Source organism: Stutzerimonas stutzeri (assembly GCF_013522825.1).
GTDB lineage: Bacteria > Pseudomonadota > Gammaproteobacteria > Pseudomonadales > Pseudomonadaceae > Stutzerimonas > Stutzerimonas stutzeri_AK.
Map to the genome: position 1 here is coordinate 33,804 of NZ_JAAMQZ010000009.1, position 13,664 is coordinate 47,467.

General features: G+C 62.9%; 14 protein-coding genes and 1 pseudogene. 10 read left to right on the forward strand and 5 right to left on the reverse strand.

Translation table 11 applies throughout. The features are described 5' to 3' along the window. Positions 1-101 precede the first annotated feature (101 nt). From G7020_RS07775 to G7020_RS07800, 6 genes are all read left to right on the forward strand, one after another. Positions 102-413, forward strand: a complete 312-nt coding sequence (locus G7020_RS07775; protein WP_181083425.1) for a hypothetical protein — start codon at positions 102-104, stop codon at positions 411-413. A gap of 14 nt (positions 414-427) precedes the next feature. Further along, a complete protein-coding gene (locus G7020_RS07780; protein ID WP_181083427.1) occupies positions 428-1,123 on the forward strand; it encodes an SDR family oxidoreductase in 696 nt (231 codons plus the stop codon). Between the two features lie 162 nt (positions 1,124-1,285). Then, positions 1,286-2,578, forward strand: coding sequence for an ergothioneine biosynthesis protein EgtB (gene egtB, locus G7020_RS07785; protein WP_181083430.1), 1,293 nt, complete (start codon positions 1,286-1,288; stop codon positions 2,576-2,578). A 2-nt stretch (positions 2,579-2,580) separates the two neighbouring features. Further along, on the forward strand, positions 2,581-3,546 hold the full coding sequence (egtD, locus tag G7020_RS07790) for an L-histidine N(alpha)-methyltransferase (RefSeq protein WP_181083431.1): 966 nt from the start codon (positions 2,581-2,583) through the stop codon (positions 3,544-3,546). Beyond that, positions 3,543-5,297, forward strand: coding sequence for a S8/S53 family peptidase (locus tag G7020_RS07795; protein WP_181083433.1), 1,755 nt, complete (start codon positions 3,543-3,545; stop codon positions 5,295-5,297). Before egtD ends, G7020_RS07795 begins: the two co-directional genes overlap by 4 nt. A gap of 418 nt (positions 5,298-5,715) precedes the next feature. Then, positions 5,716-7,485 (forward strand): glycoside hydrolase family 5 protein, encoded by a 1,770-nt coding sequence (locus tag G7020_RS07800; RefSeq protein ID WP_181083436.1) that lies wholly within the window; start codon positions 5,716-5,718, stop codon positions 7,483-7,485. 39 nt (positions 7,486-7,524) lie between these two features. Here the strand turns inward: G7020_RS07800 and G7020_RS07805 are convergent, their stop codons facing one another. After that, positions 7,525-7,899 carry a transcriptional regulator gene (locus G7020_RS07805; protein ID WP_181083438.1) on the reverse strand — a complete coding sequence of 125 codons (375 nt, stop codon included), beginning with the start codon at positions 7,897-7,899 and terminating at the stop codon, positions 7,525-7,527. 148 nt (positions 7,900-8,047) lie between these two features. Here G7020_RS07805 and G7020_RS07810 point away from each other — a divergent pair, with 148 nt between their 5' ends. Next, positions 8,048-8,341 carry a hypothetical protein gene (locus tag G7020_RS07810; RefSeq protein WP_181083440.1) on the forward strand — a complete coding sequence of 98 codons (294 nt, stop codon included), beginning with the start codon at positions 8,048-8,050 and terminating at the stop codon, positions 8,339-8,341. A 78-nt stretch (positions 8,342-8,419) separates the two neighbouring features. Here G7020_RS07810 and G7020_RS07815 read toward each other — a convergent pair whose 3' ends face one another. Continuing rightward, on the reverse strand, positions 8,420-9,751 hold the full coding sequence (locus G7020_RS07815) for a DEAD/DEAH box helicase (RefSeq protein ID WP_181083442.1): 1,332 nt from the start codon (positions 9,749-9,751) through the stop codon (positions 8,420-8,422). Between the two features lie 97 nt (positions 9,752-9,848). Further along, positions 9,849-10,169 carry a 3-phosphoglycerate kinase gene (locus G7020_RS07820; protein WP_181083444.1) on the reverse strand — a complete coding sequence of 107 codons (321 nt, stop codon included), beginning with the start codon at positions 10,167-10,169 and terminating at the stop codon, positions 9,849-9,851. A gap of 65 nt (positions 10,170-10,234) precedes the next feature. Between G7020_RS07820 and G7020_RS07825 the strand changes: the two genes are divergently transcribed. From G7020_RS07825 to G7020_RS07835, 3 genes are all read left to right on the forward strand, one after another. Then, positions 10,235-11,155, forward strand: a complete 921-nt coding sequence (locus tag G7020_RS07825; protein ID WP_181083446.1) for a LysR family transcriptional regulator — start codon at positions 10,235-10,237, stop codon at positions 11,153-11,155. Positions 11,156-11,201: 46 nt separating this feature from the next. Continuing rightward, positions 11,202-11,753, forward strand: a complete 552-nt coding sequence (locus G7020_RS07830; RefSeq protein ID WP_181083448.1) for a peptidylprolyl isomerase — start codon at positions 11,202-11,204, stop codon at positions 11,751-11,753. A 64-nt stretch (positions 11,754-11,817) separates the two neighbouring features. Then, positions 11,818-12,231: a DUF6306 domain-containing protein gene (locus G7020_RS07835; protein WP_181083449.1), complete on the forward strand. Its 414-nt coding sequence runs from the start codon at positions 11,818-11,820 to the stop codon at positions 12,229-12,231. A gap of 174 nt (positions 12,232-12,405) precedes the next feature. Here the strand turns inward: G7020_RS07835 and G7020_RS07840 are convergent, their stop codons facing one another. Both G7020_RS07840 and G7020_RS07845 read right to left on the reverse strand, forming a co-directional pair. Continuing rightward, positions 12,406-13,290, reverse strand: coding sequence for a CHAD domain-containing protein (locus G7020_RS07840; protein ID WP_181083607.1), 885 nt, complete (start codon positions 13,288-13,290; stop codon positions 12,406-12,408). 177 nt (positions 13,291-13,467) lie between these two features. Continuing rightward, positions 13,468-13,659 (reverse strand): annotated as a pseudogene (locus tag G7020_RS07845) (flavin reductase family protein); the annotation flags it as partial. Positions 13,660-13,664 lie beyond the last annotated feature (5 nt).

Consider the following 13,664-nt stretch of genomic DNA (forward strand, 5'->3'; position numbering starts at 1 on the left):
CAGCGTGTCCACAAGGGCGCTCGACCGCAGCCCGTCGCCTGCTCGGAAACGGTCGCCCGCCCCGGCGGTCAACTTGAGACAGCCCGCCAATGGAGAGCACCATGAACGCCCAACCCCTGACACTCGACGATGCGATGCAGCTGGTCACCGAAGCCTTTCTGCCGTGCGGCTGCGTGACCAGCGCCAATCCGGACGACGACAGTTTCGGCTTTACCGTGATGTCCAGCAGCGGCGCCGAGATGCTGCGAGTGCCCAGCGTGCCGCGTGAGGAGTACAGCAGCGCACAGCGGCTCGGCAGCGTCATCGAGCAGGCGCGGCTCGACGTTGAAGACAAGGACCAGCGCCTCGAACCCTGGACCATGCCGGCACTGAGCGACGACACCGGCATTCCGGAAACCCCACCGAACTACTGAGGCTGGAGGTGACCATGAGCGATCCGGTTCTGCTGATCACCGGCGCATCCTCCGGAATCGGCGCGGCCACCGCACGGCTCGCCGCAGAAGCCGGGTATCGCGTTGCCCTGGCGGCACGCTCCGAGCACAAGCTCACGAAGCTGGTAAGCGAACTCGGTGGCCCGCAACGCGCGCTGGCGATCCGCTGTGACGTGAAGGAATACGCCGAACAACAGGCCATGGTGCGGCAGGTTCTGGAGCATTTCGGCCAGCTCGATGCGGTGTATGCCAATGCCGGTATCCCAGGCGGCGAAGGCGGCTTCAGCGGCGCCGACCCGGACGTCTGGCGCGACATGTTGCTTACCAACGTCTACGGCGTCGGCCTGACCCTGCGTTGCAGTATCGAGGCGCTCAAAGCCAGTCGCGGTCACTTGCTACTGACGGGCTCTGCCGCAGGCCGCTTCGTCATTCCCGGCTCGATGTACAGCGCTAGCAAATGGGCGGTGACCGGCATGGGCCTCAGCGTGCGCGAGGAATTGCGCGGCACGGGTGTGCGGGTCACCTTGATCGAGCCCGGCATGGTCGACACGCCGCTGTTCGACGAACCGCCGGCGTACGCGATGCAACCGGAGGACATCGGTCGGGCAGTGGTTTACGCGCTGTCGCAGCCGGCGCATGTGGATGTCAACGAAATGCTGATACGCCCTACCCCGCCAGTCGAAGAAGGCTAAGCCGGCGCCTCGATCAGGCTTTACATCACAGGCGAAGCGACGCCATTGCGGCGCGCTCGCATCAGCCTCGCAGAAACTTTTGCGCCTCGCTTCGGGTCGCTATAGAGGCGGTTATCGACCGTTCCAGCATCGAACATCCGGGCATCGAACAGGGGGACGCCGATGGGCAATCTGGCAGCACAGCCAAACCAGCAACCGGCGCACGCCGAACCGGATCGCCTGCTGCAGCGCTTCCGGCAGGTACGCGCCGCCAGCGAAGCAATCTGCGCACCCTTGCAGATCGAGGATTACATCATCCAGAGCATGCCCGACGTCAGCCCGCCGAAATGGCACCTGGCGCACGTCAGCTGGTTCTTCGAGGCGTTCTTGCTCAAGCCTTATCTGGCGGGCTACAAGCCGCTCGACGCGGGCTATGACCACTTGTTCAATTCCTACTACGAAACCCACGGCACGCCATTTCCACGGGCCCAGCGCGGGCTGATTTCGCGGCCCGGCGTGAACGACGTCTACCGCTTTCGCCATCACGTCGATCAGGCGCTGGGCGAGCTTCTGGCCAATCCTTCCCAGCAGCATGCCACTGAAATCCTGCGCCGGGTCGAGCTGGGGCTGGAGCATGAACAGCAGCATCAGGAGCTGCTGCTGATGGACATCAAGCACATCCTGGCGCAAAACCCCCTGCACCCGGTCTATCGCAACGATCTGAAGCCGGCACCGAGGCCGCAGAATGACCGCCTGCGCTGGCACGACTTTGGCGGCGGGGTACGCCATATCGGCCACGACGACAGCGGTTTCGCCTTCGATTGCGAGACGCCGCGGCACCGGCAGTTCATCGAGGATTTCCAGCTGGCCGATCGACTGGTGAGCAATCGCGAATACCTGTCGTTCATCGCCGACGGCGGTTATGCACGCAGTGAACTCTGGCTGTCCGACGGCTGGGCGCATATCCGTCAGCATGGCTGGAACGCCCCGCTGTATTGGCATCGCGACGACGGCGCCTGGTACGAAATGACCCTTGGCGGGCTACGACCGCTGGATATGGAGGCGCCGGTCTGCCACATCAGTTTCTATGAGGCGGACGCCTATGCCCGCTGGGCCTGCGCCCGACTGCCCACCGAAGCCGAGTGGGAAGTGGCCGCCAGCGACCTGCCCCGACAGGGCAACTTCCTTGAAAACGATCACCTGCAGCCCGTTGCCGCTGCGCCCGGCGAAGGGCCGGCGCAGCTGTTCGGGGATGTCTGGGAATGGACGGCCAGCGCCTACCGGCCCTATCCCGGCTTCCGCCCACTGGAAGGCAGCCTGGGCGAGTACAACGGCAAGTTCATGTCCGGGCAGATGGTGCTGCGCGGCGGTTGTTGCGCCACACCGCTGGCACATATTCGCGCCACCTACCGCAACTTTTTCCAGCCGGCCATGCGCTGGCAATTCGCCGGGCTACGCCTGGCCAGGGAGCTATGACGATGGCATTAGCCGTGCATTTCCATGACCAGACCCAGCAACCTCACGAGGCTTCGCTGCGTGATGAAACGCTGGCTGGTTTCGCGGCCTCGCCAAAACATATCTCGCCGAAGTTCTTCTATGACCAGCGTGGATCGGAGCTCTTCGAGCAGATATGCCTGCAGCCCGAGTACTACCTGACCCGCACCGAAGAGCAGATTCTCGCCGGCGCGGCCAATGACATCCGTGAGATCGCCGGACCACAGACCGACCTGATCGAGCTGGGCAGCGGTGCCAGCCGCAAGGTGCGTTTGCTGCTCGAAGGGCTGCGACCGATCAGTTATCTGGGCATCGACATCTCGGAGCAGTTCCTGCTCACCAGCACGCAGCGCCTGGCCGCCGACTATCCGTGGCTGGAAGTCCATGCCGCCTGCGCCGATTTCTCGGATGAGCTGACCCTTCCGAACGACTTCACCATTCATCAGCCGCTGGTGTTCTTTCCCGGCTCCAGCATCGGTAACTTCACGCCGCTGCAGGCACGCAAACTGCTCGGCCACCTGCACGACATCCTTCCGCCCGGAGGCGGCGTGCTGATTGGCGTCGACCTGGTCAAGGACCGCGACGTGCTCGAAGCGGCCTATAACGACCGCGCGCATGTCACGGCGGCGTTCAACCTCAACCTGCTACGACGCATTCGCCGGGAACTGAACAGCGACATCGATCCATCACGTTTCGCTCATCACGCTTTCTTCAATGAAAACGACTCACGCATCGAAATGCACCTGATCAGTCGCGAGGCGCAGGACGTATCCGTCAACGGCCAGCGGTTTCACTTCGACTCCGGCGAAAGCCTGCATACCGAGAATTCCTACAAATACACCCTGGAGTCCTTCTCCAATCTCGCCAGCAGCGCCGGCTTCGATTGCAGCGGCCAATGGACCGACTCCGGCGAGCTGTTCAGCGTGCACTACCTGCAACGACGCCCATGAAAAAAATTTCGCTCGCCTGCCTGGGCAGCCTGCTGCTCGTTCTGGGTTCACCCTTGGCAAGCGCTGCCGACGAACCTCTCAGGCTCAAGGATCTGCAGCGCTGTGGCGACCTGTTTGCCACCCAGGAGCTGACCTTCTGCCTGCGCAGCGAAGGCCTGGCCAAGGGTGAACCGAGGCTGATGCTGAACGGCAAGCCCGTCGAGGCCGAGCGTCGTGATGATGGTCAGCTACGCCTGACCCTGCGCAAGGCCGAGCATGAAAGCGGGCCGCTCTGGCTGGAGCAGGGCAAGCGCCGCAGCAATCCGGTCTGGCTGACCCTGAACGGCAGCCATGTGATCGCGGCGAGCCCTGACGAGGTGGCGAAGAACATGGACGGGCTGACCACCTACCTCGACCTGGTCAGCCTGATCATCGAGGAAAAATACGATGGCCTGGACGAGTCGCGCCGCCTGGCCGACAGATATGGTGCCGAAGTCGTCGGTGCCATCGCCCCCCTCAATACCTACCAGCTGCGCCTGCCGGTCAGGAACCTGACCGAGCGCGATGCCCTGATACTGCGGCTGGGCAACGAGGTGAGCGTGGATGCGGTGGTGATCGAGGAGTCCGGGGCTGAAGAGCCCATCGAAAGCGATCAGGAAGAAAAGCCGCGCAACAGCGAGTGGATCGCCAATCGCTTCCTCGACGCCGTGGACTACTACCGGCACCGACTGCCGTCCGAGCAGGCACCGGTCGAGGCCCACCCGGTGCGAATCGGCATCATCGAGCGCGACGTCGATTTCGATTCGCCCGAGTTCTCCTCCTATATCGACGACTGCGACCCGCGCAAGCCGCGAACCTGTGTCTACGCCAGGGATGCCGGCGCGCCTGCCGGGCATGGCACCACCGTCACCGGCATCCTCGCCGCACGCAGCGACGAGCCTGCCGACAGCGGTTTCCTCAGCGCCTTGGAGCCGGTCAGCGCCGGCTACCAGGTGATCGTCGAGCGCAACTCCGATGCCGGCATCACCGCGAACATCGCCGCGTCAGTCAACCTGGTCGAGGACGGCGTGCGGATTCTCAACTGGAGCTGGGGCATCCATCGCATTGGTGCGCGGGATGTCGAGGGCGAGGAAGTCGATTCGCTGATCCGCTCCGGCATCGCCATGAGCGGCTACGAAGAACTGCTGGAAGAGTTCTTCCTCTGGCTGCGCCGCGAGCATCCCCAGGTGCTGGTGGTGAATTCCGCCGGTAACGGCTCAGCCCGATCCGGTCAGGACGACTATCGCCTGCCCTCTTCCTTCATCACCGACCAGTTGCTGGTCGTTGGCGGCCATCAGCGCAGCGACAAGCGGGATATCCCGGTGGAAGACCCGGCATACGTCACCAAGCGGCCTTCATCGAATGTCGACATGCGCGTCGACATCACCGCCTCTGCCTGCACCCGCGCCGCGACGCTGGAAACCGGCAAACGCGGCGAGGTGCATTGCGGCACCTCCTACGCCACACCCATGGTGGCCGGCATCGTGGCGGCAATGCTGTCGATCAACCCCCGCCTGGAGCCGTCCCAGGTGCGTGAACTGCTGCGCCGCAGCGCCCTGACCATAGGCCGCGGCAGCGATTTCGAACCCACCGAAGCAGACGACCTGACCGCACCTATCCTGCCATCGGAGCGCGGCTATCAACTGGACGACCGGGATATCGGACGTTCGGCCCGACTGGACATGCGCAAGGCCCTGGAGCTGACCATAGAAAGCCTGGAACAGAAACGATAGCGCCTGAGGCCTCTGTAATAGAAAGAAATAAAATGAAACTGACGCTCGTCAGTATCTTTTCCAGAGCAGAAAGCCGCCGCCATTATTACGGCTCATCTAGCTGAAAATTTTAAACGATGCTTTTCAGCAACTTATAAGAACAATACACAAACGACCGCAACAGTCATGACCTGCCAATTGACAGCATCGCTATGGATGCATGGCTTTCCGTCGAATTAGTGGCGCCAAGCTAATTTCAATTTCCCAGAGCAAATCTATATAAAGCCTATCCATGCCAACGAACCTTCCGCCATGTGGATGCGTTCAGGCAAACCAGGCGGCATCGGGTCAGTGCTTCGTTCGTTGAATCACCCCAGGTTGCTTCCGTACTTTTTAAAAGGCGCACGGCCTTTTGTCGTATCAAGTTCCGGAGATAAGCATGTTCCTCAACGCAGTGTCAGGCTCGCGAAAAAGCCTGTTCGGCGCCATCACCCTGAGTGCACTGTTCGGGCTCATCAGCATCAGCCCGGTGAGCGCAGCCGCACCGGCCACACAGGCCGCCGCGAACGTTCAGCAAGCAGCTCAGATCAACAACTTCACCAATAGCGACTGGCTCAATGGTGTATGGCGCAAGTCTGCGGGCTTCTCGTTGGCGGCCACCAGCGCCAACCGGGCGGCATTCAAGCCCGGCACCTCGGTCAGGCTGGCCGACGGCCAGGTTCGCACCATCAATGCAATCTACCTCTCCGGCAGCAACATGAGCGTGATGCTCACGGGCGCCGCAATCAGCGGCAATCTCGGCCATCCCAACAAGCTGTTCGCCGGAACCGCCGCCTCTCTTCCAAGCGCCCCGAGCACACCCGCACCAGGCTTCGCGCCACCCTCAGGCACGCCTTCACCAGACACATCGCTGACGGTTGTCCTGAATGCATTCAACGGCAAGGACTTCACCGGCGGCATCTACCTGACCTCCCCAGGATTCTCCATCAAGAGCACCTCCGCCAACCTGGCCGCCTTCCACAAGGGCGCGAAGGTCAGGTTCGCCGACGGCCAGATCCGCACCGTGAAAACCGTCTACCGCTCCGGTGACAACATGACGGTGCTGGTCGATGGCGGCGCCATCAACGGCAAGGCCGTAGGTTACCCGCGCACCCTATCGGTGAGCAGCAATGGTTTCGGCCAGCCGATCCCTGGCAGCAGCTCGCCTTCGCAGGGCACAACGGCACCGGGCAATCCGATCAACCTGGTGGGCGTCAACCTCGCCGGCGCCGAATTCAGTGCCGGCAACAGCGCCAGCGCCAGCCTGCCCGGTCGCTACCAGATCCACTACATCTACCCTGGCGAAGCCGACTTCAAACGCTATGCCGATATGGGCATGAAGCTGGTTCGCCTGCCCTTCCGCTGGGAGCGGATCCAGCCAAAGCTGAATACCGAGCTCAATGCCGCAGAACTGGGCCGGCTGATGACCACCCTCGATCATGCGCGCAAGCACGACGTCCAGGTCATCCTGGACATGCACAACTACTACCGTTACTACGGCAAGCTGATCGCCTCACGCGAGGTACCGATCAGCACCTTCGCCGACAGCTGGCGGCGTATCGCCCAGAAGGTGGCCAACCACCCTGCGGTATATGGCTACGGCCTGATGAACGAGCCGCACTCCACCAATGGCAAGTGGCCCGAGGCCGCGCTGGCAGCGTCGAAAGCCATCCGAGAGATCGATCGCACGCGCTGGATCTATGTCGCCGGGGATCGCTGGTCCAGCGCCTATCACTGGCCGTCCTACAACACCCGGTTGGTGAACGACCCCTGGATGCGTGATCCGAAGAACAACCTGGTGTACGAAGCGCACCTGTATCTGGACAAGGACTTCTCGGGAACCTATGCGGACCGCCGCGCCGTCTACGCTCCCAATACCGGCGTCGACCGCGCCAAGCCTTTCGTCGAATGGCTGCGCAAGCACAGACTGCGGGGTTTTATCGGCGAGCACGGCGCGCCGGACTACTCACCGTCAGCAATAGTCGCCACCGACAACCTGCTGAAGTACCTAGGCCAGAACTGCGTCCCCAGCACCTACTGGGCGGCAGGGCCCTGGTGGAACGATTACGCGCTGTCGCTGGATGTCAACGGCGGCAAGGCACGCCCGCAACTGCCGGTGCTGCGCAAGCACGCGGGCAACAAGTCCTGCGCGAGCATAGGCCCGCTCTGACCGACGATGAATCGCCCCGCCTGGTGCGGGGCGATTCGCTTAACGGGTCAGTTCATCGAATACTTCCGGCACCAGCGCCGCCTGCCCCTTGTCATCCAGTTGCTGGCGCAACCCGACATCCGCCCCACGCTCTTGGAGGATGTCCAGCAACCGCTGGCCACGTTCGGTCAGGATGAAATTCTCGCCGTTACCGCCCTGCTCCTCGGGGCGCGATACGATGAACCCTCCCTCGAACAGCAGGCTCTCGTAGTTCTGGGCATCAGCCTTGAGCGAATCGAGGTTGGGCATCGGCTGGCCGCCGTCCTCCAGCGCGACCGCATGTTCCTCGGCGTACTGGCGGGGTGTGAAGGGTTCGTTGCCGGGCTTCTGCGCTTCCTGCAGCAGGCGCAGCATCAGGCTCCAGTTGTAGGTCATGAGCATTCTCCCGTTGCTTGTCGCCGCTCAAGGGCAGCGGCTCTGCTATAGGGACCATGCCGATCCCGGCATGGTTCGATCAGCTCAAGGCTGAACCAAAGCAGTAGCGCGATGATCCACCGTACAGGTCGTTAACAGGAGCGCAGCCATGAAATACCTGATGATTCCTCTCGCAGCCGCCCTGCTGGCAAGCCAGCCGGTATTTGCCGAGTGCACCACCGACCAGATCAACGCCAAGGCAGCGGAACTGGCCGAGCGCGTCGAACAGCTGACCGAGCGCGACCCGGAGCGTGCCGCCGAGATCAACGAGCAATTGCGGGAAATGGAGGTCAAGCGGACTGCGGACGAACTCGGCGACGAATGCCAGGCCTATGAGCGGCGCCTGCAACATATCGAGCAGGCCGAAAAGGAAGCGGATATACCGCCAGCCAAGGAGCGCTGAGCGATGCAACAGTCGGGTTACGCCTTCGGCTAACCCGACCTACGGCTGAACAGGCCCCGCGGTGGGAGCAACTGGCCGTTATTGCCCTTCAGGCTTCTTGCGCTTGAGCGGCGCCATGCCGTCACCGCTCACCACCTGCGAAGGGGCTTCACGCTTGGCGTTCTTCGGGCGCTTGGCGGCTGGTTTGACTTTCTTGTCGCCCGCCTTTTTCTTGTCTTCTTTTTTCTTCTTGGTACCCGCAGCCTTGCCTGAGGCCTTGAGATTCTTCGGGCCCATGTAGCCGCCCTTCAGCCCCTTGACCACGCGATGCTCGAAGCGCTGCTTGAGGTAGCGCTCGATGCTCGACATCAGGTTCCAGTCGTTATGACAGATCAGCGAGATCGCCAGCCCTTCGGCGCCGGCGCGCCCGGTGCGACCGATGCGGTGCACGTATTCGTCGCCGGAGCGCGGCATGTCGAAGTTGATCACCAGATCCAGCCCTTCGATATCCAGGCCGCGCGCCGCCACATCGGTGGCCACCAGCACCTTCATGCCGCCTTCCTTGACACGGTCGATGGCCAGCTTGCGGTCCTTCTGGTCCTTGTCACCGTGCAGCACGAAGGCTTTCACACCCTCTGCCACCAGCCGCCCGTACAGGCGATCGGCCTGCACGCGGGTGTTGGTGAAGATCACCGCTTTCTTGTAGGTCTCGTTGGCCAGCAGCCAGTGCACCAGCTTTTCCTTATGCTCGACGTTCTCGGCGGTGATGATCTGCTGCCGTGTGCCTTCGTTGAGCTCGCTGACGCGGTTGAGTTGCAGGTGCAGCGGGTCACGCAGCACACTGGCCGCCATCTCGCGCAGGGCGGCGCCACCGCTGGTGGCGGAGAACAGCAGGGTCTGCTGGCGCTTGGCGCATTCGCCCACCAGGCGCTGCACGTCGTCGGCAAAACCCATGTCGAGCATGCGGTCGGCTTCGTCGAGGATCAGCAGCTCCACGTCCTTGAGGATCAGGGTGCCGGCATTGAGATGCTCGATCATCCGTCCCGGCGTGCCGATGAGGATGTCCGGTACCTTGCGCAGGATCGCCGCCTGGACCTTGAAGTCCTCGCCACCGGTGATCATCGCCGACTTGATGAAGGTGAACTGCGAGAAGCGCTCGACTTCCTTGAGCGTCTGTTGCGCCAGCTCGCGGGTCGGCAGCAGGATCAGCGCGCACACATCGGTACGCACCACGGCATCCCCGATCAGACGGTTGAGCATCGGCAGCACGAACGCCGCGGTCTTGCCGCTGCCGGTCTGCGCCGTGACACGCAGATCACGCCCTTCCAACGCAGGCGGAATGGCCGCACTCTGCACGGGAGTCGGCTCGACGAATTTGAGTTCGGCGACCGCCTTGAGCAGGCGTTCGTGCAGGGCGAATTGGTCAAACAAGGGGATTACCTCGGGCAGATCGGGAAACGGGTCGAAAACGCCGCATAGAGTAACCCGTCTGCCCCGCCGAGAGGCGTCTTTATGCACGCGACATCGGCTATTGCGCCTCGCAATCGAGCTGGATGCGCAGGCGGATCACATCACGCTTGAACTTGGCGGTCAGCGCCTTCTGCTCGCCGGCCTGCAGCGTAGTACGGCGGGTACGCGGCGCCTCGGGACCGTTGCGGAACACCGCCTTGCAGGCCACCGGCGCGGCGCCGAGGTTGTGCAGGTGCAGTGCGGCCATGTCACGGTCGATGGACGAGGCGCTGGCCAGGACCTCCGTGCCATTGAGCTGCTGCTCCATTTCCACCGGATAGCTGACGGCCAGGGCGCTCAGTGGGATGATGGCCAACGCAGCGAAGCAGATTCTTTTCATTGTGTGCGGCTCCTCGTTAAGGCGGACGCCAGCCTACCAGACAGATGCAACAGGAAAGCAACGGAATGAAAGTGCCCCGCGTAACCCTCGATCAGTGGCGAACCCTGCAGGCGGTGGTGGACCACGGCGGCTTCGCCCAGGCCGCCGAAGTCCTGCATCGCTCGCAATCCTCGGTCAGCTACACCGTGGCACGCATGCAGGAACAGCTCGGCATCCCTCTGCTGCGCATCGAGGGGCGCAAGGCTGTGCTCACCGAGGCGGGCGAGGTGCTGCTGCGCCGTTCCCGGCAACTGGTGAGCCAGGCCGGTCAGCTGGAAGAGCTGGCGCATCACATGGAACTGGGCTGGGAAGCCGAGGTGCGGCTGGTGGTGGACGCCGCCTACCCCAACGCCCAGCTGATTCGCGCGCTGACCGAATTCATGCCGCGCAGCCGTGGCTGTCGGGTACGGCTGCGCGAGGAAGTCCTCTCGGGTGTCGAGGACGTACTCAAGGATGGCACTGCCGATCTGGCCATCACCGGACTGGACATCACCGGCTACCTGGGCTCGGAGCTGGGCACCGTCGAGTTCATCGCCGTCGCCCATGCCGACCATCCGCTGCACCAGCTCCAGCGCAAGCTCAGCGTGCAGGACCTGCAGAACCAGATGCAGGTGGTGGTACGCGACTCCGGCCAGCGTCAGCCGCGTGATGCCGGCTGGCTGGGCGCCGAGCAGCGCTGGACCGTAGGCAGCCTGGCCACCTCGGTGGCCTTCGTCAGCAGCGGCCTGGGTTTCGCCTGGCTGCCGAGGCACATGATCGGTCGCGAACTGGCAGACGGCCTGCTCAAACCGCTGCCACTGATCCAGGGCAGCATTCGCCGCCCGCTTTTCTACCTTTACACTAATCCCGACAAGCCACTCGGCCCGGCAACACAGATTCTCATCGAGCTGATCAAGACGTACGATGCGCAATCACAGTCTGCACCGGGCAGGCTGGCAGCCCGTTGAAAAACGACCTGCTGAACCAGGCTTCCAACCACACCAGGACTACACCATGAAACGACTCGTACTTGCCGCCTGCTCATTGCTGCTCGCCGGAAATCTGCTTGCGGCGGACAACCCGCACGTACTGCTGAACACCAGCATGGGCGAAATAGAAATCGAGCTGGAGGCCGAAAAGGCGCCGATCAGCGTGAAGAACTTTCTTGAGTATGTGGAAAGCGGCTTCTACGACGACACCGTGTTCCATCGCGTGATTCCCGGCTTCATGATCCAGGGTGGCGGCTTCAATGACGGCCTCGGGCAAAAGTCCACCAGAGCGCCGATCAAGAACGAGGCCGACAACGGCCTGCACAACGTCCGCGGCACGCTGGCCATGGCCCGCACGCAGAACGTCGATTCGGCCACCAGCCAGTTCTTCATCAATCACCGCGACAATGACTTCCTCGATCATGGCAGCCGCGACTTCGGCTATGCCGTGTTCGCCAAGGTGGTACGCGGCATGGAGGTAGTCGACCAGATCGCCCAGGTGCCGACCGGCAATCGCAACATGATGCAGAACGTTCCGCTGTCGCCGGTGAAGATCATCTCCGCGAAGAAACTGTAATTCCACGGCGTGGCGCACGGAGCCCCGTGCGCCAGTAACGCCAATCGCAACGGGAGGACGCGCAATGAGCGAACAGAACTACCTGAACACCCCGGAAGGCGAAGCGAAACTGCTCCAGGACCTGCTCAGCGCCGAACGCGCCGGCGCCAAGGTTGCCGGAGAAAGCCTGCAGCAATGCAGCGACCCGGCGCAGCGCGCGTTGCTGGAGCGGATTCGCCAGGGCGAAGTCGACAGTTGCAAGCTGGTGCTCAACTGCCTCAAGCACCTGGCTATCGAACCCAACCGGGAAACCGGGGCCTTCTACGGCAAGGCGATGGCCATCGAGTCACTGGACGAGCGCCTGCCCTTCGTCGACAAGGGCCAGCAATGGGTCATCCGCAAGCTGCGCGAATACCTGCCCGGCTGCGAGGACGCGCTGATTCGCGGCGAGCTGGAAAAGATGCTGCATATACATGAAGTGAACAGTGCCGCCGCCTGACAGGCCGCTCAGACCGTAGCCTGGATTAGCCGTAGGCGTAATCCGGGGGCGAGGCCTGATCCGACGTGCAAGCCTCAGCATTTCACGCGCCGCAATCTCCGTCCGGCGGATCGGTGAAGCGTTGATCCGCCCTACGCAAGCTGCATTTTTACGGCCCACTGACGCGGAGGCGGCTCAGCCCGCCGCCTGCCAGTAGCAACGCCAACGCGCCACCAGCCTCTTCGGGGACTCCAGGTAGAGTTCGTCGCCCAGGGCGAATGCGGCTTTTTGTAGTTCCTCGCGACGCTGGTCGATGGCCTTGCCGAGACGCTCTCGCTGCGCCTCGTCGCCGAACACTTCAGGCTGCGCCTGCATCAGCTGCCGCATCATCGCCAGGTCGTGATCGTCACCCAGCCTATCCGCCAGCTGTTTCAACGACTGGCTGCGCAAGCGCATCAGCGATGGCCAGATCGGTGTCATCAACTGGGTCTGATACCAGTGATCCTTGACCCGCTTGCGCCACTCATGCAACTGCTCGGCGCTGCGATCGAGCCGCGCCTTGGCCAGCTCCGTACAGCCATCGGCGTAGGTGCGCTCGATACCGGCACGCAACAGATCGAAACCCTGCTCCTGCAAAGGCCAGTCATCGATGCCCTCGTGGATGACGCGCAACTGGGCGATGACCTCGGCAATCCGCTCATCGAGGCCTGCCTCGGCATGCTCGCCTCGTGCACGCGCCGCCAGCCGCTGGCGAACCTTCCTGAAACCGGCCTCGGCGAAGGGCTCAGGAAAACGCTTGGCCAGCAGATCCCAGCTTTCCAGCATGGCGCCGGCATCACGAGCCTGCGCCAGTACACGGCCCAGATCGCGCAGCCGCTCGCTGTGCGGCTTGAACACCACGCCCAGCGGCTTGCGCACCAGACGCAGCAGGGCACGCAATTCCTTGAAACGCTTGCGCGCCTGGTGCACGCCATAGCCGGACTCCGGCACGCTCAGCGCAGCCATGGCCTTGTCGATACGCTGGTGAGCGACCTTGCGCACGCCGCCAGCGGTATCCCGAAGATGCAACCTGTAAGCCATGAGACTCCCCCGAATCGCTTGCCCCGGCCCATGCTGGCGGGTCTCAGATGACCTCCACCGTAGCGCTTCGTTCAGGGGAGGGCCAGCACGCAGCCACTTTCGGAGGTACGCTCCAGCACTCAGGTAATACCTACAAGCACCTTGGAGCCGAGCAGATGTGTGTGCGGGCAGGACGCAGCTGCCCGAACGTTTGTCGATGCTCCAGAGCACCAGCGGCGGTTCCAGCGATACCGAGTTGAAACTGTTGGCAGTGACGCCCGCCTTGGCACCGTCGGGTGTGGCAGCGGTGACGATGGTTACGCCGGTGGAGAAATTGCCCAGGGCACGGCGAAAGGCGCGCGGGTCGAAAGCGCTTGCTTGGGAAAGCATGGCAA

What these genes read in the sequence shown, in the direction of transcription:
- G7020_RS07840 (WP_181083607.1), bottom strand. Translation starts at nt 13,290, where the DNA reads ATGGCTTACAGGTTGCATCTTCGGGATACCGCTGGCGGCGTGCGCAAG.
- egtB (WP_181083430.1), top strand. Translation starts at nt 1,286, where the DNA reads ATGGGCAATCTGGCAGCACAGCCAAACCAGCAACCGGCGCACGCCGAA.
- G7020_RS07805 (WP_181083438.1), bottom strand. Translation starts at nt 7,899, where the DNA reads ATGACCTACAACTGGAGCCTGATGCTGCGCCTGCTGCAGGAAGCGCAG.
- G7020_RS07800 (WP_181083436.1), top strand. Translation starts at nt 5,716, where the DNA reads ATGTTCCTCAACGCAGTGTCAGGCTCGCGAAAAAGCCTGTTCGGCGCC.
- G7020_RS07820 (WP_181083444.1), bottom strand. Translation starts at nt 10,169, where the DNA reads ATGAAAAGAATCTGCTTCGCTGCGTTGGCCATCATCCCACTGAGCGCC.
- G7020_RS07810 (WP_181083440.1), top strand. Translation starts at nt 8,048, where the DNA reads ATGAAATACCTGATGATTCCTCTCGCAGCCGCCCTGCTGGCAAGCCAG.
- G7020_RS07830 (WP_181083448.1), top strand. Translation starts at nt 11,202, where the DNA reads ATGAAACGACTCGTACTTGCCGCCTGCTCATTGCTGCTCGCCGGAAAT.
- G7020_RS07795 (WP_181083433.1), top strand. Translation starts at nt 3,543, where the DNA reads ATGAAAAAAATTTCGCTCGCCTGCCTGGGCAGCCTGCTGCTCGTTCTG.
- G7020_RS07835 (WP_181083449.1), top strand. Translation starts at nt 11,818, where the DNA reads ATGAGCGAACAGAACTACCTGAACACCCCGGAAGGCGAAGCGAAACTG.
- egtD (WP_181083431.1), top strand. Translation starts at nt 2,581, where the DNA reads ATGGCATTAGCCGTGCATTTCCATGACCAGACCCAGCAACCTCACGAG.
- G7020_RS07775 (WP_181083425.1), top strand. Translation starts at nt 102, where the DNA reads ATGAACGCCCAACCCCTGACACTCGACGATGCGATGCAGCTGGTCACC.
- G7020_RS07825 (WP_181083446.1), top strand. Translation starts at nt 10,235, where the DNA reads ATGAAAGTGCCCCGCGTAACCCTCGATCAGTGGCGAACCCTGCAGGCG.
- G7020_RS07780 (WP_181083427.1), top strand. Translation starts at nt 428, where the DNA reads ATGAGCGATCCGGTTCTGCTGATCACCGGCGCATCCTCCGGAATCGGC.